The organism is Flavobacterium fluvii (assembly GCF_900129545.1).
GTDB classification, from domain to species: Bacteria; Bacteroidota; Bacteroidia; order Flavobacteriales; family Flavobacteriaceae; genus Flavobacterium; species Flavobacterium fluvii.
The window spans coordinates 152,811-176,366 of record NZ_FQWB01000008.1; the positions used below are offsets into that span (position 1 = coordinate 152,811).

The 23,556-nt window shown below is 37.4% G+C and carries 20 protein-coding genes; 9 read left to right on the forward strand and 11 right to left on the reverse strand.

Translation table 11 applies throughout. The features are described 5' to 3' along the window. Positions 1–232 precede the first annotated feature (232 nt). The 7 genes from BUC16_RS15595 to BUC16_RS15625 all read left to right on the forward strand — a co-directional run bounded on the left by BUC16_RS15595 (position 233) and on the right by BUC16_RS15625 (position 7,455). Positions 233–1,849 carry an ABC-F family ATP-binding cassette domain-containing protein gene (locus tag BUC16_RS15595; RefSeq protein ID WP_073371734.1) on the forward strand — a complete coding sequence of 539 codons (1,617 nt, stop codon included), beginning with the start codon at positions 233–235 and terminating at the stop codon, positions 1,847–1,849. Positions 1,850–1,983: 134 nt separating this feature from the next. Continuing rightward, complete coding sequence (gene pyrR, locus BUC16_RS15600) at positions 1,984–2,523, forward strand: bifunctional pyr operon transcriptional regulator/uracil phosphoribosyltransferase PyrR (protein ID WP_073371735.1); 540 nt, start codon at positions 1,984–1,986, stop codon at positions 2,521–2,523. A 7-nt stretch (positions 2,524–2,530) separates the two neighbouring features. Then, positions 2,531–3,457, forward strand: a complete 927-nt coding sequence (locus BUC16_RS15605) for an aspartate carbamoyltransferase catalytic subunit (protein ID WP_073371736.1) — start codon at positions 2,531–2,533, stop codon at positions 3,455–3,457. A gap of 71 nt (positions 3,458–3,528) precedes the next feature. Then, positions 3,529–3,861 (forward strand): ribonuclease Z, encoded by a 333-nt coding sequence (locus BUC16_RS15610; RefSeq protein WP_073371768.1) that lies wholly within the window; start codon positions 3,529–3,531, stop codon positions 3,859–3,861. A gap of 93 nt (positions 3,862–3,954) precedes the next feature. Beyond that, on the forward strand, positions 3,955–4,860 hold the full coding sequence (locus tag BUC16_RS15615; protein ID WP_073371737.1) for a ribonuclease Z: 906 nt from the start codon (positions 3,955–3,957) through the stop codon (positions 4,858–4,860). 146 nt (positions 4,861–5,006) lie between these two features. Beyond that, positions 5,007–5,651 carry a pyridoxamine 5'-phosphate oxidase gene (pdxH, locus tag BUC16_RS15620; protein ID WP_073371738.1) on the forward strand — a complete coding sequence of 215 codons (645 nt, stop codon included), beginning with the start codon at positions 5,007–5,009 and terminating at the stop codon, positions 5,649–5,651. Between the two features lie 547 nt (positions 5,652–6,198). After that, positions 6,199–7,455, forward strand: coding sequence for a nucleoside permease (locus BUC16_RS15625; RefSeq protein WP_073371739.1), 1,257 nt, complete (start codon positions 6,199–6,201; stop codon positions 7,453–7,455). 95 nt (positions 7,456–7,550) lie between these two features. Here BUC16_RS15625 and BUC16_RS15630 read toward each other — a convergent pair whose 3' ends face one another. Then, complete coding sequence (locus BUC16_RS15630) at positions 7,551–7,889, reverse strand: potassium transporter KefB (RefSeq protein WP_073371740.1); 339 nt, start codon at positions 7,887–7,889, stop codon at positions 7,551–7,553. Between the two features lie 169 nt (positions 7,890–8,058). Between BUC16_RS15630 and BUC16_RS15635 the strand changes: the two genes are divergently transcribed. Beyond that, positions 8,059–8,823: an oxygenase MpaB family protein gene (locus tag BUC16_RS15635; protein WP_073371741.1), complete on the forward strand. Its 765-nt coding sequence runs from the start codon at positions 8,059–8,061 to the stop codon at positions 8,821–8,823. Positions 8,824–8,850: 27 nt separating this feature from the next. Here the strand turns inward: BUC16_RS15635 and BUC16_RS15640 are convergent, their stop codons facing one another. From BUC16_RS15640 to BUC16_RS15655, 4 genes are all read right to left on the reverse strand, one after another. Then, complete coding sequence (locus tag BUC16_RS15640; RefSeq protein ID WP_073371742.1) at positions 8,851–9,222, reverse strand: RDD family protein; 372 nt, start codon at positions 9,220–9,222, stop codon at positions 8,851–8,853. An 80-nt stretch (positions 9,223–9,302) separates the two neighbouring features. Beyond that, the gene (locus BUC16_RS15645; protein ID WP_073371743.1) at positions 9,303–9,851 is read right to left on the reverse strand and encodes an REP-associated tyrosine transposase; all 549 of its coding nucleotides are present in this window, start codon (positions 9,849–9,851) and stop codon (positions 9,303–9,305) included. A 144-nt stretch (positions 9,852–9,995) separates the two neighbouring features. Beyond that, complete coding sequence (locus tag BUC16_RS15650) at positions 9,996–10,184, reverse strand: hypothetical protein (RefSeq protein ID WP_073371744.1); 189 nt, start codon at positions 10,182–10,184, stop codon at positions 9,996–9,998. A gap of 121 nt (positions 10,185–10,305) precedes the next feature. After that, on the reverse strand, positions 10,306–11,136 hold the full coding sequence (locus BUC16_RS15655) for a hypothetical protein (protein WP_141226184.1): 831 nt from the start codon (positions 11,134–11,136) through the stop codon (positions 10,306–10,308). A gap of 411 nt (positions 11,137–11,547) precedes the next feature. Between BUC16_RS15655 and rpsA the strand changes: the two genes are divergently transcribed. Then, a complete protein-coding gene (gene rpsA / locus BUC16_RS15660) occupies positions 11,548–13,326 on the forward strand; it encodes a 30S ribosomal protein S1 (RefSeq protein ID WP_073371746.1) in 1,779 nt (592 codons plus the stop codon). Between the two features lie 409 nt (positions 13,327–13,735). On the opposite strand, the gene pheT is transcribed toward rpsA, so the two are convergent. From pheT to BUC16_RS15690, 6 genes are all read right to left on the reverse strand, one after another. Then, on the reverse strand, positions 13,736–16,156 hold the full coding sequence (gene pheT / locus BUC16_RS15665) for a phenylalanine--tRNA ligase subunit beta (RefSeq protein WP_073371747.1): 2,421 nt from the start codon (positions 16,154–16,156) through the stop codon (positions 13,736–13,738). A 102-nt stretch (positions 16,157–16,258) separates the two neighbouring features. Then, entirely contained in the window at positions 16,259–16,780 is a 522-nt protein-coding gene (locus tag BUC16_RS15670; protein WP_170860887.1) for a MepB family protein, read from the reverse strand. Positions 16,781–16,955: 175 nt separating this feature from the next. Beyond that, on the reverse strand, positions 16,956–17,819 hold the full coding sequence (locus tag BUC16_RS15675; protein WP_073371749.1) for a bestrophin family protein: 864 nt from the start codon (positions 17,817–17,819) through the stop codon (positions 16,956–16,958). A gap of 26 nt (positions 17,820–17,845) precedes the next feature. After that, positions 17,846–19,156 (reverse strand): TolC family protein, encoded by a 1,311-nt coding sequence (locus tag BUC16_RS15680; RefSeq protein ID WP_073371769.1) that lies wholly within the window; start codon positions 19,154–19,156, stop codon positions 17,846–17,848. A gap of 150 nt (positions 19,157–19,306) precedes the next feature. Next, the gene (locus BUC16_RS15685) at positions 19,307–22,405 is read right to left on the reverse strand and encodes an efflux RND transporter permease subunit (protein WP_073371750.1); all 3,099 of its coding nucleotides are present in this window, start codon (positions 22,403–22,405) and stop codon (positions 19,307–19,309) included. A gap of 80 nt (positions 22,406–22,485) precedes the next feature. Beyond that, positions 22,486–23,544: an efflux RND transporter periplasmic adaptor subunit gene (locus tag BUC16_RS15690; RefSeq protein WP_073371751.1), complete on the reverse strand. Its 1,059-nt coding sequence runs from the start codon at positions 23,542–23,544 to the stop codon at positions 22,486–22,488. Between the last annotated feature and the right edge of the window lie 12 nt (positions 23,545–23,556).

Below are 23,556 nucleotides of genomic sequence, written 5' to 3' on the forward strand. Positions count from 1 at the left end.
TAAGTTTAGGTTAAAAACAAGTTTGATTAATAGTTTTGTTTAGAGTGGTGTTATTTCCTTTATTCTTTTAGTTTGTTTAGGTTTAAAAGGAAATAATGAATAGAACCCGGCAGTTTTTGCCGGGTTTTTTAATTTTATGTTTAAGCCGTTAAGGCTAGATTGAAGTGATTTATTTTGGTTAAGAAATCTATTATTTTTTTGTACTTTTGCACAAAATTTTATAAAACAATTTATGTTATCAATCAATAATTTATCAGTTCAGTTTGGCAAAAGAATTTTGTTTGACGAAGTAAATACAGTCTTTACAAACGGTAATATTTACGGAGTTATTGGAGCCAACGGTGCTGGAAAATCCACTTTTCTTAAAATAATTGCTGGCGAAATGGATCCTACTTCGGGAAATATTCATTTGGAGCCGGGAAAACGGATGTCGGTTTTAAACCAAAACCACAATATGTTCGACGAACATACGGTTCTTGAAACCGTGATGATGGGAAACAAGGTTTTGTATAAAGTAAAAACCGAAATGGATGCCCTGTATTTGGATTACACCGATGAAAACGCAGATAGAATAGGGGAGTTGCAAGTTCAATTTGAAGAAATGAACGGTTGGAATGCCGATTCTGATGCAGCTTCAATGCTATCCAATTTAGGTATTACCGAAGACAATCACTATACTTTAATGGCTGATTTGGAAGGGAAAATAAAAGTACGAGTGCTTTTGGCACAAGCCCTTTTTGGAAATCCAGATTTATTGATCATGGATGAGCCTACCAATGACTTGGATTTTGAAACCATTGCTTGGTTGGAAAATTTCTTGGCCAATTATGAAAATACGGTAATCGTGGTTTCTCACGACCGTCACTTTTTGGATGCCGTTTGTACCCATATTTCCGATATTGATTTTGGCAAAATCAACCATTATTCAGGAAACTATACTTTCTGGTATGAATCCAGTCAATTAGCGGCCAAACAACGTGCACAACAAAACAAGAAAGCCGAAGAAAAGAAACAAGAATTAGAAGAATTCATCCGTCGTTTTTCTGCGAATGTCGCTAAATCAAAGCAAGCCACTTCTCGTAAAAAGATGATTTCCAAGTTGAATATTTCCGAGATTAAACCGTCAAGCCGTCGTTATCCTGCGATTATTTTTGACCAAGAGCGTGAGGCTGGAGACCAAATCTTGAACGTTCAAGATTTAAGCGCTTCCATCGATGGAGAGCTTTTGTTTAAAGGTGTTGACTTGAATATGGCCAAAGGCGACAAAATCGTGCTTTTCTCCAAAGATTCTCGTGCCACAACGGCATTCTATGAAATCTTGAATGGAAATCAAACCGCTGATTCAGGAACTTATGATTGGGGAGTTACGACCAATCAAGCGTATTTGCCGGGAGATAACCATTCCTTTTTCGAGAATGATTATTCTTTGGTGGACTGGTTGCGTCAATGGGTAAAAACAGAGGAAGAGCGTGACGAGGTAAACATTCGTAGTTTCTTGGGGAAAATGATTTTCTCTGGAGAGGAAGCCTTGAAAACTTGTAACGTGTTGTCAGGAGGGGAAAAAGTGCGTTGTATGTTGTCTCGAATGATGATGGAAAGAGCCAATGTCTTGATGTTGGACGAACCAACAAACCACTTGGATTTGGAGTCGATTACGGCTTTCAACAATTCGTTGAAAAACTATAAAGGTTCCGTGATTTTCACCACGCACGATCACGAGTTTGCCCAAACCGTTGGAAACAGGGTAGTGGAGTTGACTCCAAAAGGAGCCATTGACCGTTACATGACTTTTGATGAATATCTTGACAACGAAGCTGTTCAGGAATTAAGAACAAAAATGTATTCTTAAAACACAAGAATTACAATTGGATATAAGATTTCCCGCTGCGATGTAGCGGGATTTTTTTTGAAAATTTTTATGGAAAAAGCAAATTAAAAATTTCAAAAAATAGTATATCTTTACATCCCAAACAACACTTCATTATGAGTCAAAAAGTATTGCTCACTTCAAAAGAAGTCAATATCATTCTGCATCGTTTGGCCTGTCAGTTAATCGAAAAACATCTTGATTTTTCGGATACCATTTTAGTCGGTATCCAGCCGCGTGGTACTTTCTTGGCGGAGCGATTAAAAGATTTGTTGGAAAAAGAATATGCCATTTCAAAAATTGCCTTGGGGTATTTGGACATCACTTTCTTCAGGGACGATTTCCGCAGAACCAACAAACCATTGGAGGCCAACAAAACACAGATAGATTTTATCGTAGAAAACAAGAAAGTCGTTTTTATAGACGATGTTTTATATACCGGTCGAAGCATTCGGTCGGCATTGACTGCCATTCAATCCTTTGGAAGACCATCGGAAATTGAATTATTGGTGCTTATTGACCGTCGTTTTAGCCGTCATTTGCCTATTCAACCCGATTATCGCGGTCGTCAGGTGGATGCCATAAACGACGAAAAAGTGCAAGTGTGTTGGATAGAACAAGACGGGGAAGATGCCGTTTATTTAATTAATAAATAAGAGTAAAATGAGCGAGTTAAGTGTAAATCATTTATTGGGAATAAAATATATCAACAAGAAAGATATTGACCTTATTTTTGAAACCGCCGATCATTTTAAAGAAGTTATCAATCGTCCCATAAAAAAAGTGCCTTCACTTAGGGATATTACCATTGCCAACATCTTTTTCGAAAACAGTACCCGAACCAAACTTTCCTTTGAATTAGCCCAAAAACGTTTGTCGGCCGACGTGATAAGTTTTTCGGCAGCGCAATCATCCGTTAAAAAAGGAGAAACCCTGATTGATACCGTAAACAACATCCTTTCGATGAAAGTCGATATGGTGGTCATGCGACATTCCAGTCCCGGTGCGGCTCACTTCTTGTCCCAAAACGTGAAGGCAAGTATCGTAAATGCCGGTGATGGTGCACACGAACACCCAACACAAGCTTTACTGGACAGTTATTCCATTCGTGAAAAATTGGGTGATGTTGCCGGTAAAAAAGTGGTCATCGTGGGAGATATTTTGCATTCTCGAGTAGCACTTTCGAATATATATGCTTTGCAAATGCAAGGTGCCGAAGTTAAAGTTTGCGGTCCAAAAACACTTATTCCAAGATACATTGAATCACTTGGAGTGAAAGTGGAACCTGATTTACGCAAAGCATTGGAATGGTGTGACGTAGCCAATATGCTTCGTGTCCAAAACGAACGAATGGACGTGAATTTTTTCCCTTCCACACGGGAATATGCCCAACAATACGGACTGGATAAAACCTTGCTGGATTCGTTGAACAAGGAGATAGTAATTATGCACCCGGGGCCAATCAATCGTGGAGTGGAAATTACCTCGGATGTAGCCGATTCGAAACAATCGGTGATTTTGAACCAAGTGGAAAACGGAGTTGCGATTCGAATGGCGGTGATTTATTTATTGGCTTCAAAAATTCATTAAATTTTGCAACAGATACTTTGTCGTAATTAGAATATTCTTTGTAAATTAGCGATAACCTAATTTTAAACATGATGAAAGTAGAGCAAAAAGGACATACTGTTACCATAAAAGATACGCAGGGTGATTTGGTTTCATTTCGTTTGAAATTGACCCACGAGTATAAAACGTTCCAAAAACACAACATCATTGTTGATATTAGACCGCATAAAGTCCTTTCCATAGCAGAAATTGACAGTTTTTTGCCGCTTTCCAAAACACACAAAAAATCCAAAAAATCATTTATCATAGTAACTTCGGAGCTTGACTTTAATGCTGTTTCACACAAATTGGCAGTTGTTCGATCCTTGCAAGAAGCCCACGATATTATTGAAATGGAGGAAATAGAACGAGATTTGGGTTTTTAAAATGGGTTAATTGTTTATTTTGTTTATTCGTTTAACTGTTTAATCGAATGTAACCTTAACGATTAACCAAATAACCGATTAACCGAATAAACTTTGAATTTAACCATCCTTGGTTGTTATGCAGCCACGCCACGCACTTTTACCAATCCCACTTCACAGGTTTTAGAAATCAGGAATCGATTGTTTCTAATTGATTGCGGCGAAGGAACGCAGGTACAATTGCGAAAAAACAAAATCAAGTTTTCTAAAATCAACCATGTTTTTATTTCGCATTTGCATGGAGACCACTTTTTTGGCCTGATTGGATTGATTTCTACTTTTGCCTTGCTCAACAGAACTACCGACTTGCATATTTATGGTCCAAAAGGAATCAAGGAAATCATTAATCTGCAATTGCGATTGTCTAATTCTTGGACAAAATATGGTTTGTTTTTCCACGAATTGGAATCGAAAGAAAGTGAAGTTGTTTTTGAAGACGACAAGGTAATCGTGAAAACGATTCCTTTGAATCACAGGGTTTACACCAATGGTTTTTTGTTTCAAGAGAAAATCAGGGAACGAAAATTGAACTTGGATGCCGTTCAAAGCTACGAAATCGAAAAGTGTTATTACCAAAATATCAAGAACGGAAAAGACATCACGCTGGACGACGGTCGTCTTGTTGAAAACCATAAATTGACATTTGACCCCGTTCCGCCAATGAGTTATGCTTTTTGTTCCGACACGGTGTATAATGAAAACATTATTCCCATTATAAAAGAAGTTGATGTTTTGTATCACGAATCCACCTTTTTGGAATCAGAGGAAGCTTTGGCAGAAAAGACAATGCATTCCACGGCAAAAGAAGCGGCAAGAATTGCCCTGAAAGCCAATGTTCAACAATTGGTCCTGGGACATTATTCCACCCGATACGACAGTATTGAACTTTTCAAGGAACAAGCCGAAACCATTTTTCCAAACATCCTTTTGGCCGAAGACGGCAAATCATTCGAGTTTTGATTTTATTAAATGATTTTTTACATTAAAACTTAAGCACTATTTTCAATGATCTTAATGGTTTAAATAAGAATCAATGTTTTCAACATTCGCAGTTTATTCTTTTATGATGATAAGTTTGCTTATTTTTGCATTAAAGAAAGATAATAATGAAAGACATAGGGAATTATAGAAAGGCGTATGAAAAAAGAGAACTTTTGGAAACCAACATTCCAGAAGACCCCATCAATTTATTCAACAAATGGTTTCACGAAGTCGAGGATTTTGGTGGTGTGGATGAAGTGAATGCCATGACGGTTTCCACCATTGGATTGGATGGTTTTCCGAAATCGAGAGTGGTGCTTTTGAAGCAATTCACGTATGAAGGATTTATTTTTTACACCAATTACAATTCCGAAAAGGGTAGGGCCATTGATCATAATCCCAATGTTTGTCTGTCTTTTTTTTGGCATTCGCTCGAACGCCAAGTCATCATCAAGGGAATTGCAGAGAAAACCTCGGAGAACATTTCCGACGGTTATTTTGAGTCCAGGCCAACTGGCAGCAAGTTGGGTGCCATTGTTTCGAATCAAAGCGAGGTTATTCTTTCGAGAGAAGTTCTGGAAGAAGGATTGAAACACTTGGAAAAAGATTTTGAAGGAAAAGAAATCCCAAGACCCCAATTTTGGGGCGGTTATTTAATTCGTCCGGTAGAAGTTGAATTTTGGCAAGGAAGACCCAATAGACTGCACGACCGAATTCGCTATCATTTACAGGAAGATTATTCCTGGAAAATAGACCGACTTTCTCCATAAAAAGATTTCTGGTTATTTAGTTGACTTATTCAAGGGTTTGATTGTTGTGCGATTTATTTAATTTGTAGGATAATTTATATTTAATAATTTAATTTGTGTATTTTATCGATTTTATTTGCTTTTTAATCGATGATAGTTCTATATTTGACACAAGGAATTAAAGCAATATTGATTAAATTAATAAGTGTTTTTAAAGAATTGCCCCCACAATTACTTTCATTATATTTTGATTTAGTTTAAATAATATTGCTTTAAAAGATTTAAAAGAGTTTGCCCCACAATCTACTTTAAACTTAACCTGTTAAATTAAAAAAAATTAAGAAATTTAAAGATTTTGCCCCACAATCTACTTTAAAGACTTAATCAACTAATTTAAAAAAAATATAGAGTTTTTTAAGTTGTTAATTAGTTAGGAAAACCATCCCGTAAAACGGGATGGTTTTTTTTTATTTGGTGGATTTTTTTTTATTTATTTAATTTGAATATCTGAATTTAATGGTAGATTTACGCACAGGATAAAATACTGTTAAATTAAACCTACACTATCATGAATATTAAGAATCGTCTAACGCTGATGAGCTTTCTCCAGTTTTTTGTTTGGGGAGCTTGGCTGATTACCGTTGGAAATTATTGGTTTGGAACCAAGCAATGGAGTGGAGCCGAATTTGGTGCCATATTTTCGACCTTGGGACTTTCTTCCATCATAATGCCGGCATTGATAGGAATTATGGCCGATCGATGGGTTAGCGCCCAAAAGTTGTATGGAACTCTTCATATTCTGGGAGGTTTGGCGCTGTGTTACATTCCGCAAGTGGATAATCCTGCAACCTTTTACTGGGTGATTTTTGGAGCGATGCTTTGTTACATGCCCACTATTTCCTTGTCCAATTCGGTGGCTTACACGATTTTGAAGAATAATGATTATGATGTTGTCAAGGTTTTTCCGCCCATCAGGGTTTGGGGAACTGTTGGTTTTATTGCCGCAATGTGGCTTACTAATTTATCTGGAAACAAAGCTTCTGGCAACATGTTTTACATATCTGCCGTTTCAGCTTTCATACTGGGAATTTATTCTTTCACGCTGCCGGAATGTCCACCGCAAAAACTAATAGAAAAAGACGCTTCATTAACCCAAAAATTAGGTTTGAATGCCTTTAAATTATTTGGTACCTACAAAATGGCTGTTTTCTTTATTTTCTCGATGTTTTTGGGTGCTGCCCTGCAATTAACCAATATGTATGGTGATGTGTTCCTTTCTGAATTTGGAAAAATTCCAGAATATGCGGATAGTTTTGTGGTACAAAAATCCACCTTGATTATGTCGATTTCACAATTTTCTGAGACAGCATTTATATTGGCGATTCCCTTTTTCTTGAAGCGATTTGGCATTAAACAAGTGATGTTGATTTCGATGTTGGCTTGGGTCTTGCGTTTTGGATTCTTTGCTTATGGCGATCCTTCTTTTGGAGGAACGGCTTTAATTATTATGTCTTGCATTGTTTACGGAATGGCGTTTGATTTCTTCAATATTTCGGGTTCGTTGTTTATCGAAACTTCTACCGATTCCAAGATTCGTTCCAGTGCGCAAGGATTGTTCATGATGATGTCCAATGGTTTTGGCGCTTTCTTTGGTGGAATCATAAGCGGTCAGGTTATTGATGCGTTTTTTACCCACGACGGCGCAAGGGATTGGCACGGTATCTGGTTGAGTTTTGCGGGTTATGCCTTGGTAATCGCGATTGCTTTTGCCGTTTTGTTCAAACACAAACATAATCCAGAAGAAGTGGCGAAAGTAACACATTAAGAAACTTTCATACAAAGCAAAACCTCCTTAAAAGATGATTTAAAGGAGGTTTTTTTGTGGACAATTGTCTTGTCCTGAAATTTCGATTCAGATTTTCAATTCCACATCGTGCCGTTCAAACCCAAAACAGTACCCATCCAAAGTCCGATGATGTAAATAACAAGGCTCAATAGATTGGCCACAACTTTTCTCCAGCCGCCCTTGTAACGTAGATTATCCAAATAGTAGAAAAATACGCCACCCGTTGCACCGGCCAACGGAACCATGATTAGGGGTTTAACCATCCAGAACTTTCCCCATTCTGGATTGGGTTCTCCGGATCGCAGCAGAAAAACTGCAATCAGGATTAATGCAATTCCTGAGCCTTGCAACATTCGTACCTCCAAAGAAGCCGAATGAATTGAATCTGTTCTTAAATTGTTTCGTTCTGTCATGATAATTTAGAGAATTAATTTTTTTTAAACCAACCAAGAATTTATTAGTGTCCTCAATTTTAAATTGTCCATTTTTTGATTTTATTTTACAAATGCAATAAACTTTGAAATACAAAGTACTTTGTATATAAAAAAATATTTGTAATTTAGCACAACAAAATAGGACGTTATGCAATTCTTTGTTGAAAATAAATCGATTGTCAGGAAAATATGGGGAAAGAGCGACACCGTACTTTTTATTTTTGCGGGAGCCTCTGCTGAATTTGCCCTCAACAAAGCCGTGGATTGGCTTTATTTTACGGGCAAGTTGCCTTCGGATCCTTTGGGCAGGCTGTTCTCCACGGTCAGGTATGCCAGAAGGATTGTTTTCTCGTCAAGGGATGAAGCTTATGGAGCCATTGACGTCATGCGGCAAATACATTCAGCGGTGGAACAAAACCGCGGAGCCGCCATACCGGACTGGGCTTATCGTGACGTGCTGTTTATGCTTATTCATTATTCCATTGCGTCATACGAGTTGCTGGAAGAAAAATTAAGCGATGAAGAAAAGGAAGAAGTTTACAATGTTTTTTATCGTGTTGGCGCAAGAATGGGATTGACGGCTTTGCCACTTACTTACGTCGAATGGTTGCCGGTGAGGGAAGCGCATTTAATGGAAAACTTGCGCAAGAGTGACTATACTGCGGATCTTTTTAAACAATATAAAAAACACCTTGGTGCCTTGCGGTATAGGATGCTGATTGAAAGCCAAAAAGTAATGGTTCCCAACAGAGTAAAAGAATTGTTGCATTTTAATGATTTTACCCTGCTTACGCCCCTAGTTCCGATGTATAAAATTAGCAGGCTGATGCACCTGGATTGGTTGGTCAAAAGCTTGTTGTTTCCTTCAGAATACAAAGACCAAATAAACGAACTGGACATTCGCCAGGATTAAAGCAGAAGATGTATAATTGGTTTGGCTTTATTCAAGATGATAGCAATCCACGGTATTGGTATAAATCATCACTACGGAAAGAGTCTTTTCCTTGAAAGAAAGTTTTGTTTCATTTCGTTTTGCAAATTGCATATTCAAAATTGCCATTCCAATTGTTTTTCCAAAAGCAAAAATGGTCAGGAATCTATACATAATGAATATCACAAAAACATAAAAAAACATAAAACTCAACTGGTTTGGGAATTCTATTAGATTCGATAGTTTGGGAAAATAATGAAAAAGAGTAGTTTGAATAACAAGTACTAAAATGGCATCTATAATTCCTGCACCATTTTTTCTTAAAACTTCAGTCTTTTTCAGTTCATAATTATCGTTTTCAAATTCTTTAAATTCAGTCATTTTGCTTGTTATTTTTAATATTTAAATCCACTTTTTTTCTTGAGCTAGTGCGAGCTTCAAGCTCGTACCCATTATCACAATCAATTCAAATCTATTTCTAAAATTGTTTGGTCATTATTGCCATAATTCCTTGCGCTGCTGTATTTCCAATCTGTAGGGTCGGTTACAAAACCCGATTCGACAGGGTTATTATGAATGTAATTTAGTTTTTGCTCAAACACTTTTAAACTCCAAATCTCTATTGGCTGATTGTTTTGTTGCCAAAACTGTTTTTCCTTGACATTGCTGTTTTTCTTTCCTGCTCTTTCAAACATCCACAGCAGCCATTCGCGCCGACTTTCTTGTGGGTTGTCTTGAATTGTTTTCATTATCTTTCTGGATGTAAAACCTTTTAAATCCCTCATCAATCCTGATGGGTCGCCTAAAGCCGACCTAAAAATTAAATGCACGTGACTTGGCATAATACAATAACCATAAATTTCCATACCCTTGTTTTTTCTGCAATGGTCTAATGATTCGGTCATTATTGAAAAATATAGATCTCTTGTAAATATATCTATCCAATTGACTGTTGCAAAACTTATAAAATAAGCGCCGCCTTTTTCGTGAAATTTATATTTTCGGCTCATTGGTCATTTTTTTGTAACTATAAATATTCTTAAAACGAAAAACTGCAACTTTATAAGTATGTAATTGGTTTGCTCAACTTTGTGGGTACGAGCTTGAAGCTCGCACTAGCGCTGTGTTGCCTTATGCTCGCGACGGCTGGGGTTTTATTTTTCAGGCTGGTTTTTACCTTTTATTAAAAAGTAAATAGATAATACAAATACAATTAAATAAAGAATATCCAAAGCAGGCTCTTTCAACGTGAAATTTTTAAAATCTATGTGTTTGAATAATGTCAAACCTAAAGTAAATGCGATAAAGGCAAAAAACCAGTTTATTCCTTTTTTATTTTCCATATTTATTACTATTTGATTAACAAGTCAATTTATGTTTCGTTTAGTCTGTTGTTCAAAACTATGAGAGTTGTAGTTGCATAATGTAGTGGGTATGAAGTCTCGACTTCGTACAGCAGGGTTATCAAGTTTTTGAAATTCTTGCTGTTTGGATGATTCCGCTTTTTGATATAATATCCAATTCAATTTTTTCATTTTTTACATTTGCCGACATTTCCATGTCCATTTGGTATTTAAGGTTGAAATTATTGATGACATCGTAAAGTAATTTTCCTTTACCAGTTCCTGCAGCATTCATTGGAAATTTAGTCGTGCTACTTTTCATCGTGTACACTTGCGAGATGTCAAAATCGGCTATGTTATTTTTGATGTTTAGTAATTTATAGGTAGTGGTAATTGTCATGTCTAATTGTACGCCGGCCATTGGAATGGAAAGTGGAGTGTCTAAAGCAAAAACTTCCCCAACTTTAACTTTCCTTTCCGGAATATTTATTTGGGCAAAAGTAGCTTGCATAGTTTGCAGAATATTTTTTTTAAATTCTTCACTTAGACCGTTTGAAACGATGGAATCCAACGTAGGCATATTTCCAACGGTTCCTTTTCCGTAGATAATTGTTCCATTTGGAATTGTTATTTTGTTGTCACTATTGGTTGTTTTGAGAAACTCGATAGTTAGTGGAAAATCCTTTTTGGCAGACAATTTCCCGGTTTTATAAACGGATTCAACTATAGAATGACTGTCATTGACGGTAGGGTTTTGAATTCCTTTGCCTTTTATTTTTTGCATGATTTCTGGATCACCCGAATATTTCATTTCTATATGACTCGTTTGATCCATTGTTTGGTTGTAACTTGTTTCGGGATTGTATTGTATCTTCAATTGGAATTCGTTTTTGCTTTGTGCGCTACATAGGTGTGAGGCAATAAGGAACAGAAATAGGATAGTTTTTTGCATTTTTTGGAATAGGTTATTTTTATCAAAAATAATAAAAAAAATAGTACAAAATAATATTATTTCTTCGAATATGAAGCGAAGATTTTGTTTTAGAATACTAAAAGTCATAATTAGCCCCGAGTGAAGTGAAAATCCTTGTTATGGTGAGATTGCCGCGCAAGCTCGCAATGGCAAGATTGCAACGAAAAGCGGGAGCAGAGGTCATAAAAACCCCAAAATGTCTTGCTCCTAAAAATCAATCCATTATCTCTGGACAAATATTTTGCAGATAAATAAAAAAGAATTACTTTTGCACACCTTTTGGTGAATAGGAGTTTCCTTTAGGTATCAACAAAATATACAAACAACTTCTGTTGTTTTCTAGCACGTTATGAAACTCGAGAGAATGCAGAATACAAATTTTTAATCAGCATGTCTGAAATTTTAAAATCACAAGAAGAGTTTTTAGCAAATTTTAACTGGCACAACTTCGAAGAAGGTATTGATGCAGTAGATGAGAAAAACTTACAAGAATTCGAAGACCTAGTTTCAAAAACTTTTATCGCGACAGATCAAGAAGAAGTAGTAGAAGGTATCGTTGTTAGAATCACTGATAGAGACGTTATCGTTGATATCAACGCAAAATCGGAAGGTGTTATTTCATTGAACGAATTCCGTTACAATCCAGCATTAAAAGTAGGTGACAAAGTAGAAGTATTGATTGACATCCGTGAGGATAAAACAGGTCAATTGGTATTGTCTCACAGAAAAGCACGTACTATCAAATCATGGGATAGAGTTATTTCGGCTAACGAAACAGGAGAAATCGTTAATGGTTTTGTAAAATGCAGAACTAAAGGTGGTATGATCGTTGACGTTTTCGGAATTGAAGCTTTCCTTCCAGGTTCTCAAATTGATGTTAAACCAATTAGAGACTACGATGTATATGTAAACAAAATGATGGAATTCAAAGTGGTAAAAATCAACCACGAATTCAAAAATGTTGTTGTATCTCACAAAGCGCTTATCGAAGCGGATATTGAAGTACAGAAAAAAGAAATCATCGGAAAATTACAAAAAGGACAAGTGTTGGAAGGTGTTGTTAAAAACATCACTTCTTACGGTGTGTTTATTGACTTAGGTGGTGTTGACGGATTGATCCACATTACTGACCTTTCTTGGTCTAGAATCAACCACCCATCTGAAGTTCTTGAATTAGACCAAGTTCTTAACGTGGTTATCCTTGATTTTGATGATGAGAAAACAAGAATCCAATTAGGATTGAAACAATTGAACGCTCACCCTTGGGATGCTCTTGACGCTAAATTGGCAATTGGAGACAAAGTAAAAGGTAAAGTAGTTGTAATCGCTGATTACGGTGCATTTATCGAAGTTGCTGAAGGTGTTGAAGGTTTGATCCACGTTTCTGAAATGTCATGGTCAACTCATTTACGTTCTGCACAAGATTTCGTAAAAGTTGGAGATGTTGTTGAGGCTGTTATCCTTACTTTGGATAGAGATGACCGTAAAATGTCATTAGGTATCAAACAATTGACTCAAGATCCTTGGACTGACATCACTGCCAAGTACCCAGTAGGTTCTAAACATACAGGTATCGTTAGAAACTTTACAAACTTTGGAATTTTCGTGGAATTGGAAGAAGGAATCGACGGATTGATTTATATCTCTGACCTTTCTTGGACCAAGAAAATCAAACACCCATCTGAATTTGTAAATGTTGGTGAAAAATTAGACGTAGTGGTATTGGAATTGGATGTTGACGGACGTAAATTATCTTTAGGTCACAAACAAACTACTGCCAATCCTTGGGATCAATACGAAGATTCATTCGCAGTGGGAACTATCCACTCAGGTGAAATCTCTGAAATTGTTGACAAAGGAGCTACCGTAGAATTTGGTGATGATATCGTTGCTTTCATTCCTACACGTCACCTTGAAAAAGAAGACGGTAAGAAATTGAAAAAAGGCGAAACTGCTGATTTCAAAGTAATCGAATTCAACAAAGAATTCAAAAGAGTAGTTGCTTCACACACTGCAATCTTCCGTGAAGAAGAAGAGAAAAATGTGAAAGCTGCAGTTGAAACTTCATCTGCTGCCTCTACAAATGCACCAGCTGCAACTCTTGGAGACAACAATGACATCCTTGCAGGTCTTAAAGCCCAAATGGAAAAAAACGAAAAAAAGAAATAATCTTTTAATCGTTTGAATATAGAAAGTCCCGAGCAATCGGGACTTTTTTTGTTATTGATGTTGCCATAAATTTGGATTTACTTTTTTTAAATTTAAGTTTTTTTGATTTTAAACCATTAAGAAATTAAGATTTATTAAGTTGGTCATTTTTTTGATAGGGCAAATTTAAGTGACTTTAGGAATTGTTTATTTTAGAAGTTTACAAAAAATATATTTAGTAATATAGTAATCTCCGCAGCAATGTTGAACTTTTTTTGCTATTATTTTACACAGATTAGGAATTGGATTCCTAATCTGTGTAAAATATATGAAGATTTGTTTTTAAACAAAAATGCCAATCCTGATTTTAGGATTGGCATTTTTTATACAATTTAAACATGCACTTAAATGACTTATATGGTTCAAAAAATTATCTCAAACTAGCACCTAATTCAGTTTCCAGATTCTTTTGTAATTTGCCCATAATCTTGTCAATTTGGACATCGGTCAAGGTTTTGGTGTTGTCTTGAATCGTGAAACTTACCGCATACGATTTCTTGCCTTCCGGAAGATTTTTTCCTTGGTACACGTCAAATAAACTAATGTCTTTCAATAATGATTTTTCGGTTTGTCTGGCAAGATTGTAAACAGCGTCAAAAGATATGTTGTCATCCAACAATAAAGACAAATCTCTGCGAACTTCTGGATATTTAGGAATTTCGACAAACTTGATTTTATTGGAAAGTAGTTTCAAGATCAAAGCCCAGTTGAAATCGGCGAACAAAACTTCTTGCTTGATATCGAAATGTTTCAGAATTGATTTTTTTACCACACCATATTCTACAAGAATATCATTTCCTTGGCCTATTGCGATTCCTTCAGAGAAAACATCGGTAGTCACGGGAAGATTTTGTGTTTTTTGAATTCCCAACCTCGAAAGCACGGCATCAACATAACCTTTGAACAAGAAGAAGTCGGTTGGTTTCTGTGCACTGGTCCAGTTTTCCTGATTTCTGTTTCCGGTGATGAACATCGTCAAATGCTTGTGTTCTTCGTAACCCGATGGAAACTTGTGGTAGGTTTTTCCAAATTCGAACAATTTCAAATCCGAATTTCTGCGATTGATGTTATACGAAATCGCTTCCAAACCAGAAAACAACAACGATTGACGCATCGCTGCCAAATCATTGCTCAATGGATTCAACATCATTACGTTGTGTTCCTCTTTCAGCATTTCCGACAATTGCACGTAGGTAGAAGTCGTCAAGGAATTGGCCATCATTTCATGAAAACCTTGTGAATTCAATTGTGTTGCGATAACGTTTTGCACTTTGTAATCTTCCGTTCTCGGAGCATTGGAAACCGTGGCATTCAATTTGTCCGAAAATTTGATGTTGTTGTAACCGTACACTCGTAGAATTTCCTCGATAACGTCGATTTCTCTTTGTACGTCCACGCGATAAGCAGGAATGGTCAATCCTAATCCGGCATCAGAAACGCTGTTTACCTTGATTTCCAAGGAAGCCAAGATGTTTTTGATGATTTCTTTCGGCAATTCTTGACCGATGATTTTCTTTACATTGTTGAAATTCAAAACCACCGGGAAATCGGCAATTTTCTTTGGATAAATATCCACAATATCGGAAGTGATTTCGCCTCCGGCCACTTCTTGAATCAACAAGGCGGCACGTTTCAATGCATATTCCGTGATGGTTGGATCGATTCCTCTTTCAAAACGGAAAGAAGCGTCCGTGTTTAGTTGGTGTCTTTTGGCACTTTTTCGAATGCTCACGGGATTGAAATAAGCACTTTCCAAGAAAATAGAAGTAGTTTTTTCTGTAACTCCAGAATCTTTTCCACCAAAAACTCCCGCAATACACAAAGGCCCTTTTTCGTCACAAATCATCAAGTCTTCTTCGTGCAAACTTCTCTCTATATCGTCAAGGGTCGTGAATTTAGTTCCTGCAGGAAGTGTTTTTACGATTATTTTACCGTGAATTTTCGAAGCCTCAAAGGCGTGAAGCGGTTGACCCAATTCGTGTAAAACATAATTGGTAACATCCACGATATTATTTTTTGGATTTAATCCAATGGATTTTAATCTGTTTTGCAACCAAGCAGGTGATGGTTTTACGGTAATTCCAGAAATGGTAACCCCGCAATATCTTGGAGCCAAAAGAGGTTTTTCGACACTGACATCTATTTTCAAGGTTCTTTTGTCCACTCTAAAATTACTCACGGAAGGGGAAAGTAGTTCCACTTTAACACCCGTTTGCAACAACCCGGCTCTTAAATCCCTGGCAGTTCCAAAATGGCTCATGGCATCGGCACGATTGGGAGTGAGTCCAATTTCGAATACTTCGTCATTTTCAATTTTGAAAACTGTTGCAGCAGAAGTTCCCGCTGCTATGGAATTGTCAAGTACCATAATTCCGTCGTGACTTTCGCCAAGACCCAATTCGTCTTCGGCACAAATCATTCCGTGACTTTCTTGTCCGCGAATTTTTCCTTTTTTGATTTGAAAAGCAACACCTTCTTTGTCGTATAATGTGGTTCCAATAGTGGCAACGGGTACTTTTTGTCCTGCGGCAACATTGGCTGCACCACAAACAATTTGAACGGGAACACCATTGCCTAAATCAACCGTGGTTACTTTCAAACGATCGGCATCAGGATGCGGAACACAAGTAAGAACGTGGCCTACAACAATGCCTTCCAAGCCGCCTTTTACCGATTGGTATTTTTCCACCACTTCCACTTCCAGACCCAAGTCTGTCAATAATGCCGCAGTTTCATCGGATTTCCAGTCTATTTTTATGAATTGTTTTAACCAGTTGTAAGATATTTTCATTTGAGAATTTTAATGAGAATGCAAATATAAGGATTGCAGTTTGGAGTAAGAAACAATTTATTTGGTTTTTTGAATAGAATTTACATATTCAAATGGGTAATTCTAGTTGTTTGCTGCCAATAATCTTTTTGCCAAACCAAGGTTGGTTGAACCATCCATCTTGATGGTCAAGAAAAAGTTTAGTTGCCAGCTTTGGGTTTTTTCGGCTTGCTTGTTTTGGGGAATATCCCAAGGAGGATAAACACGAATGCCCCGTTTTCCTGATTTACCGTTTTGTGTTATAATTCCTTTGTCGGCCAGAGCGGTTGTAGGGAAAATAAATTGTCCAAAATGGTCACCATTTCTGGAAGAAACAATGATAAAATCTATTTCGTCATTTACATCAAAAGGTTCGGTTATTCCATCTTGGTTTCTTTTCCAAATCGTTACAAATTGGCCGTTTTTTGTGGGAGTAATTTTGGAAACCCTGTATTGAATTTTCCTTCCATCAAGTTCGAAGGAACAAGCACCGTATTCAATGCTTTCGGAATTCAATTGTGGATTTTTCAAGACAAAATTGCATTGGTCATAAACCAATTCTTTGGCTGTTTTCAAGTCGTCGTGAAAGGAATTTGGAATTGTCATAAACATTTCAGTTATCAAAAAAAAATTTTACAAGCTTTTGTTTAAAAGACGAAACATGTAAACCATTAAGAAAATTAAGAAGATTAAGATTTTTGGTATCGGAACTTAATGAACCTTAATTTTCTTAATGGTTAAAGAAAAAGAATGTTCACAACATTCAAATAGAACCAAATAATCAAATCAATTCCTCGACGTGTTTTTTGATGTTTTCCGCTATTTTTTTTGTTGGCAAATCATTGTCGTCGGTTCCAAAAGGATCTTCGATTTCTTCGGCGATTAATTCCAGACTCGCCAATACATAGAAGATAAAAACCACCACGGGAATTACGAAATAGCCCAAAATAAACACATAGGCAAAAGGCAACGTGAGTACGTAAATAAAAATGAATTTCTTGATAAATGCACTGTAAGAGTAGGGAATGGGAGTATTTTTGATTCGTTCGCAAGCACCGCAAATATCGGTAAAGGATTGTAGTTCGCTGTTAAGGATAATAAGTTGGTCACCCGTAATTTTTTTCGAAGCATATAAATCATTCACTTTTTGAAATAGTATTTTGGCAACTTGGTTGGGCCTGTGTTTGTGATGGTCAATATCCAAATCAACATCGTCAAATAACTGTTTTGCCGTATCGCTGTCGTTCAAATGTTTCTGCAAGATTGATGCATAACCCGGAATCATTTTCCTGAAATAAACGCGATCACTTTCGTCTTTTAAAATCACGGATAATTTAATGGATAAATTTCGGCTACTGTTGACCAAGCCTCCCCACATTCTTCGCCCTTCCCACCAGCGATCATAGGCCGTATTGGTTCTGTAAGCCAACAACAATGAAATTACGAAACCCAACAAACTGTGCATGACAGAGATGTTCTTGATGTGACTGTCATCGGGTAAATCCCAATATTCAATTTCCAAATATCCAATAATTCCAGAATAGCCTCCAATAATAAGCATCATTGGAATTAATTTTTGAAAAGTATCTGCTTTACTTACACTAAAAATAAAACCAATCCATTCTTTTGGGTTATATGAAGTCATCGAGTAATTTTTTGAGCAAAAATAAACTAAAAAGTCATATTTCCTGCTAATTCTTTCAAGGCAATTTCAGATAATTTGGCTTGAAATTGAGCGTTGCTAAAACGTACTTTTGCATTGATGTAATTCAATTGTGCAGCCCTGAATTCTATGGTAGTTATGGTTCCAATGCGGAATTTGTCCACAGTGATGCTTAGATTTTGTTTAGCTATGGCTTCGTTCGTTTCTTCCAATTGAATCAATTCCAAGTTGGTCAAATAGGTTTGAAAAGCCACGGTCAATTCGGAATTGAGCAAAAGACTTTGTTGTTCGATGGCAATTTTGGAATTTTCAATTTGAATTTTGGCAATTTTCTCGTTTCGGTTTTGGGCGAATCCATCAAAAACATTCAAGGAAGCCCTGACTCCATAACTGAGTCCGTGAGACGATGATTGCGAAGTGAAACCAAGACTGGATTGGCTATCGGCAAAGTTATAACCCGTATTCAAGTTGATGGTTGGATAACGTTCCCCTTTGATTTGTTTCAATTCTAATTCGGAAACCCTTTTATTGATGATTTCAGATTCCAATTGTGGGTTTTGTTTTTCCGCCAAGGCAATTAATTCCGCCAGTATTAATTTGTCGTCAACGGTAACTTCGTCCACCACTTTAAAATCGACTTTGGAATCTCTCGCCAAAATTTGATTCAAGGCTATTTTTCGGTTGGCATAGGATTCTTTTTGTCTCAAAAGAGCCACTTTGTCCGTGTTTAAATCCACTTGGGCATTCAAGACTTCCAACTTGGAAGCTTTCCCGATGTTGAAACGATTTTGTGCCAAAGTCAATCGCTGTGTCGAAATCACGATGGTGGTGTCTAAAGCCGCCAATTGTTGCTGCTGTTGGACCAAATCAAAATAAACCGCGTTCACGGCACTGATTTTTAATATTATGGTGCGTTTTAATTGGGCTTCACCCAATTTTTGCAATTCTTTTAATTGATCCAGTTTGGCAAACATTTTGAAACCGTCAAAAACTGTCCAATCCAGTCCAACTCCATAATTTAAACTGTTATTTTTGGCATTGTCGAGAGCGGTAACTGTTCCGTCTTGTCGCGTTTGCGAACTGTTTTGAATGCTGTTGGCATCGGTCAATGTTGCGGTGACTTTGGGCAACATTCCCGCATTTCCAGAGGCTACATTGGTTTTGTCAATAGTCAAATTATTGGAAGCCATTTTTATTTCAAAATTGTTTTCCAATGCTATTTTCAATGCATTTTCGATAGTCAAAACTTCTTGGGCATTCATTTTTACAATGCAAAAGAGGAAAAGTATTAAACTGCGGAATAGAATTTTAGTATTCATATTTTGTTTTTCTTTTGCCACGAATTCACGAATTATATAGAATTAAATTCGTGAATTTGTGGCTAATAAATTATTTACTTTCTTTTTCTTCCGGTGAAATTATTTTGCATAAGGTCGTCAGGAACCAGCTTTTTTTTCATTGGAAGAAAATTATTTTTTTATGCTGGTTTCATATTCCTCGATATGATCAAATTCAGGACAGTGTTTTCTGGCTTTTGACCACATTAAATACAAAGCAGGAATTACAAACAAGGTTAAAACCAAAGAGAAAATAGTTCCTCCAACGATGACAACACCCATTCCCATTCTACTGGTCGAAGCAGCGCCAAGGGACAAAGCAATTGGCAAGGCTCCCAATGAAATGGCCAAACTGGTCATTAATATTGGTCGAAGTCGTGCTTCCGAAGCTTCCAGGATGGCTTCCAATTTTGGTTTTCCCTGCTCTCGCAATTGGTTGGCAAATTCCACAATCAAGATTCCGTTTTTGGTTACCAAACCAATGAGCATCACCGTACCAATCTGGCTGAAAATATTCCAGGTTTGACCAAATAACCACAAGGAAAACAACGCTCCTGCTACGGCCATTGGCACGGTCAGAATAATAATGAACGGGTCGATAAAACTTTCGAATTGTGCCGCCAGAATCAAGAATATCAGCAACAAAGCCAGTCCAAATGCAAAGGAAGTATTCGAACTACTTTCGACAAAATCTCGGGATTCCCCACCCAAATCAGTGGTAAAAGTATCGTCCAACACTTTGGTTTTTATCTCGTCCATGGCATCAATGCCGTCGCTGATACTTTTGCCAGGAGCAAGTCCCGCAGATACCGTTGCCGACATATAGCGGTTGTTGTGATACAATTGTGGTGGATTGCTTTTTTCTTCGATGGTCACGACATTGTCCATTTGAATCAATTCGCCTTTGTTGTTTTTGACAAACATGGAAGTTAAATCCAAGGGTTTAGAGCGATCTTTTTGGTCAAATTGTCCAATGACTTGGTATTGTTTACCGTTTCGCATAAAATAACCAAAACGCTGGCCGCTTAACGAAAGTTGCAGGGTTTGTGCAATGTCGATTACCGATATTCCCAAACTTTCGGCTTTTTCCCGGTCGATGGAAACATTGATTTCGGGCTTGTTGAATTTTAGATTCACGTCGGAGTTGGAAAAAGTTTCGTTATTTGACACTTCGTCCATAAACAAAGGAATTTTTTCTCGTAATTTCTCAAAATTTGGAGCCTGAATGATGTACTGAATAGGCATACCCCCTCGTTTATTAACCGCAATTGTGGCTTGTTCCGTCACCGATGTTTTGGCTTCCGGATATTTCTTGGTCCATTTGGTTAATTTCTCGGCTATTTCTTTTTGGGTTCTTTTTCTTTCGCTTGGATCTGCCAATGCAATTCTAACTCTTCCACTGTTTGAAGCTGCAGAAATGAAACCGGGAGAAGTGATTATCAAACTCACTTTTTTCTCCGGAATGGAATCATCAATCAATCTGGAGATTTCCTGCATAAATCGATCGGTATATTCGTAGGATGAGCCTTCGGCCGTGGTTACGCTCATCGTTAAAGAACTTCGATCATCATAGGGCGCGGTTTCTTTTGGGAGTAAACTAAAAAACAAGGCAATCAATCCAAAACAGAAAATCAATATGGGAAAACTCAACCATTTTATTTTCATGAAACGGCCAAGAGTATCTGCATAGTTGCTGTTCAATTTTTCAAAATAGGGTTCGGTCGCAATATAAAATTTGGATTTTTTCTGTTCGCCACCCTTCATTAAATAGGCATTCAACATAGGTGTCAACGTCAAGGAAACAAAAGCCGAAATTAAGACGGCAGCACCAATGACGACGCCAAATTCCCTGAACAATCGCCCGACAAATCCTTCAAGAAAAATTACCGGTAAAAATACCGCTGCCAAGGTTATGGAAATGGATATTACTGCAAAAAAGATTTCATTAGAACCTTTGATTGCTGCTTCTATAGGCGACATTCCTTCTTCCACTTTTTTGAAAATATTTTCGGTAACCACGATTCCATCATCGACAACCAATCCTGTTGCGAGAACAATGGCGAGCAAAGTCAACACGTTTATCGAAAAACCAAACAGCCACATAATGAAGAATGTCGCAATCAAGGAAACGGGAATGTCAATTAAAGGTCGGAAAGCAATGGCCCAGTCCCTGAAAAACAAAAAGATGATCAAGATTACCAAAACCAACGAAATTGCCAATGTTTCCGCCACTTCGAGAACTGATTTTTTTACAAAAAGTGTACTGTCAATGGCAACGTTTAGTTTGATGTCTTTGGGTAAATCCTTTTTTAAAGACTCAAGTGTTTTGTAAAATTCCTTTGAAATATCTAAATAATTGGCTCCAGGAAGCGGCACAATGGCAACACCAACCAACGGCAAACCGGATTGGCTCATCTTGGTTTCCAAATTTTCAGATCCAAGAGAAGCAGAGCCTATATCGCTCAAACGAACTATTTTTTCGCCATCAGTGCGAATAATAATATTGTTGAATTCTTCCGGAGTGGATAGATTTCCAACGGTTTTTACCGTTAATTCCGTGGAATCACCGGTTAATTTTCCCGACGGCAATTCAACGTTTTGTTTGTTCAGTGCATCCCTGACTTCAGAAACCGTACAACCGTAGGAAGCTAGTTTTACGGGGTCAATCCACAAACGCATGGCGTATTTTTTTTGTCCCCAAATTTGAACACCACTCACGCCAGGAATGGTTTCGAGGCGTTGTGAAATTACGTTTTCGGCATAATCGCTTAGTTCCAATTCATTTCGAGAATCACTTTGCACGGTCATCGAAATAATGGCGTCACTATTGGCATCAGCTTTGGAAACCACTGGAGGCGAGTCAATATCTTTGGGTAGATTTCGTGCCGCCTGGGAGACTTTGTCACGAACATCATTGGCTGCTTCTTCCAGATTTTTGTTCAAATTGAATTCGACCGTGATGTTGCTGTTCCCTTGGGTGCTCGAAGAGGTCACGTTTCGAATTCCGTCGATTGAATTAATCGCTTTTTCGATGGGTTCCGTGATTTGGGATTCAATAATATCAGAATTGGCACCGGTATAACTGGTTCGAATCGAGATTTGGGCAGGATCTATCGAAGGAAATTCTCTAACGCCCAGAAAAGTATATCCAATTATTCCAAACAAAACGATGGTCAGGTTGAGAACGATGGTCAGTACGGGTCTTTTTATGCTTATGGTGGATAAACTCATTGAGATTTTAGATTTTTGATTCTTGATTGCAGATTTCTGATTTTATGATTTGCTTCCTACTGACACCTGAAATCTGTAATCTATTTCACTTTAACTTTTACGCCATCATCTTCTTTCAAAGACATCACACCCGTTGTCAAAAGTGTGTCGCCGGCTTTCAAACCTGAAAGAACCAAAATGGAAGCGTCTGTTCTGGTGGCAGTTTCCACCATGATTTCTTTGACTTTACCGTTGTATGAAATTAAAACTTTTTTTCCGTCTTGTACCGGAATAATCGCTTCCGAAGGTATCACTATGGCATCTTTGATAATGTCCAATGGTAATTCCACGTTGGCAAAAGTACCCGGCAATAATTTCCCATCCCTATTTTCGGCAAGGGCACGAACTTGCAATGTTCTGGTCGAGATTTCAACTTCGGGCTCAATGGCATATACTTTGGCGAGGTATTTTTCGGTTGAACCGGCAATCGTGAAACTTAAATTGGAATTGGGTTTTACCTGATTGGCATATTTTTCAGGAATGGAAAACGTGATTTTCAAATTGCTGATATTGACCAATTTTGCAACCAGAAGGCTAGGAGTGATGTAGGTTCCAGGCGAAATGGAACGCAATCCTATCTTTCCGGAAAACGGCGCTTTGACTGAAGTTTTGGCAATTTGTGCGTCAATTAGTTGAACTTGGGATTGTGCCAATTTAAAATCGGCTCTGGCCACATCATATTCTTCTTGGCTGATGGCTTCTTTTGCGAGTAAAAGTTTGGCACGTCTTTCGTTTTCGGATGCCAATCCTTGTTTGGTTTTTGCTTGCTGCAATTGGGCTCTCAATTCGACATCATTTACTTTGAAAAGCAATTGTCCTTTGCTGACATTACTTCCTTCCTTAAAATAAATGCCTTCCACAATTCCTGAAATCTCGGAACGAATTTCCACCTGTTCGTTGGCTTCAATGGAACCGGAAAGTGAAAGAATGTTGTCGAAAGTCTGGGTCTTGACTACGATGCCACTAACGGTCATTTTTTTGCCTTTTCCGTCTTTGCCTTTGGAATCATCATTCTTGCTTTTATTTGAAGTAATTCTATATCCGATAAAAGAACCAAATCCTATGATTAATAGGGTGTAAATAATATGTTTTAATTTCATGGTTTATTTTAA

What these genes read in the sequence shown, in the direction of transcription:
- BUC16_RS15595 (WP_073371734.1), top strand. Translation starts at nt 233, where the DNA reads ATGTTATCAATCAATAATTTATCAGTTCAGTTTGGCAAAAGAATTTTG.
- pyrR (WP_073371735.1), top strand. Translation starts at nt 1,984, where the DNA reads ATGAGTCAAAAAGTATTGCTCACTTCAAAAGAAGTCAATATCATTCTG.
- BUC16_RS15605 (WP_073371736.1), top strand. Translation starts at nt 2,531, where the DNA reads ATGAGCGAGTTAAGTGTAAATCATTTATTGGGAATAAAATATATCAAC.
- BUC16_RS15610 (WP_073371768.1), top strand. Translation starts at nt 3,529, where the DNA reads ATGAAAGTAGAGCAAAAAGGACATACTGTTACCATAAAAGATACGCAG.
- pdxH (WP_073371738.1), top strand. Translation starts at nt 5,007, where the DNA reads ATGAAAGACATAGGGAATTATAGAAAGGCGTATGAAAAAAGAGAACTT.
- BUC16_RS15625 (WP_073371739.1), top strand. Translation starts at nt 6,199, where the DNA reads ATGAATATTAAGAATCGTCTAACGCTGATGAGCTTTCTCCAGTTTTTT.
- BUC16_RS15630 (WP_073371740.1), bottom strand. Translation starts at nt 7,889, where the DNA reads ATGACAGAACGAAACAATTTAAGAACAGATTCAATTCATTCGGCTTCT.
- BUC16_RS15635 (WP_073371741.1), top strand. Translation starts at nt 8,059, where the DNA reads ATGCAATTCTTTGTTGAAAATAAATCGATTGTCAGGAAAATATGGGGA.
- BUC16_RS15640 (WP_073371742.1), bottom strand. Translation starts at nt 9,222, where the DNA reads ATGACTGAATTTAAAGAATTTGAAAACGATAATTATGAACTGAAAAAG.
- BUC16_RS15645 (WP_073371743.1), bottom strand. Translation starts at nt 9,851, where the DNA reads ATGAGCCGAAAATATAAATTTCACGAAAAAGGCGGCGCTTATTTTATA.
- BUC16_RS15650 (WP_073371744.1), bottom strand. Translation starts at nt 10,184, where the DNA reads ATGGAAAATAAAAAAGGAATAAACTGGTTTTTTGCCTTTATCGCATTT.
- BUC16_RS15655 (WP_141226184.1), bottom strand. Translation starts at nt 11,136, where the DNA reads ATGCAAAAAACTATCCTATTTCTGTTCCTTATTGCCTCACACCTATGT.
- rpsA (WP_073371746.1), top strand. Translation starts at nt 11,548, where the DNA reads ATGTCTGAAATTTTAAAATCACAAGAAGAGTTTTTAGCAAATTTTAAC.
- pheT (WP_073371747.1), bottom strand. Translation starts at nt 16,156, where the DNA reads ATGAAAATATCTTACAACTGGTTAAAACAATTCATAAAAATAGACTGG.
- BUC16_RS15670 (WP_170860887.1), bottom strand. Translation starts at nt 16,780, where the DNA reads ATGACAATTCCAAATTCCTTTCACGACGACTTGAAAACAGCCAAAGAA.
- BUC16_RS15675 (WP_073371749.1), bottom strand. Translation starts at nt 17,819, where the DNA reads ATGACTTCATATAACCCAAAAGAATGGATTGGTTTTATTTTTAGTGTA.
- BUC16_RS15680 (WP_073371769.1), bottom strand. Translation starts at nt 19,156, where the DNA reads ATGAATACTAAAATTCTATTCCGCAGTTTAATACTTTTCCTCTTTTGC.
- BUC16_RS15685 (WP_073371750.1), bottom strand. Translation starts at nt 22,405, where the DNA reads ATGAGTTTATCCACCATAAGCATAAAAAGACCCGTACTGACCATCGTT.
- BUC16_RS15690 (WP_073371751.1), bottom strand. Translation starts at nt 23,544, where the DNA reads ATGAAATTAAAACATATTATTTACACCCTATTAATCATAGGATTTGGT.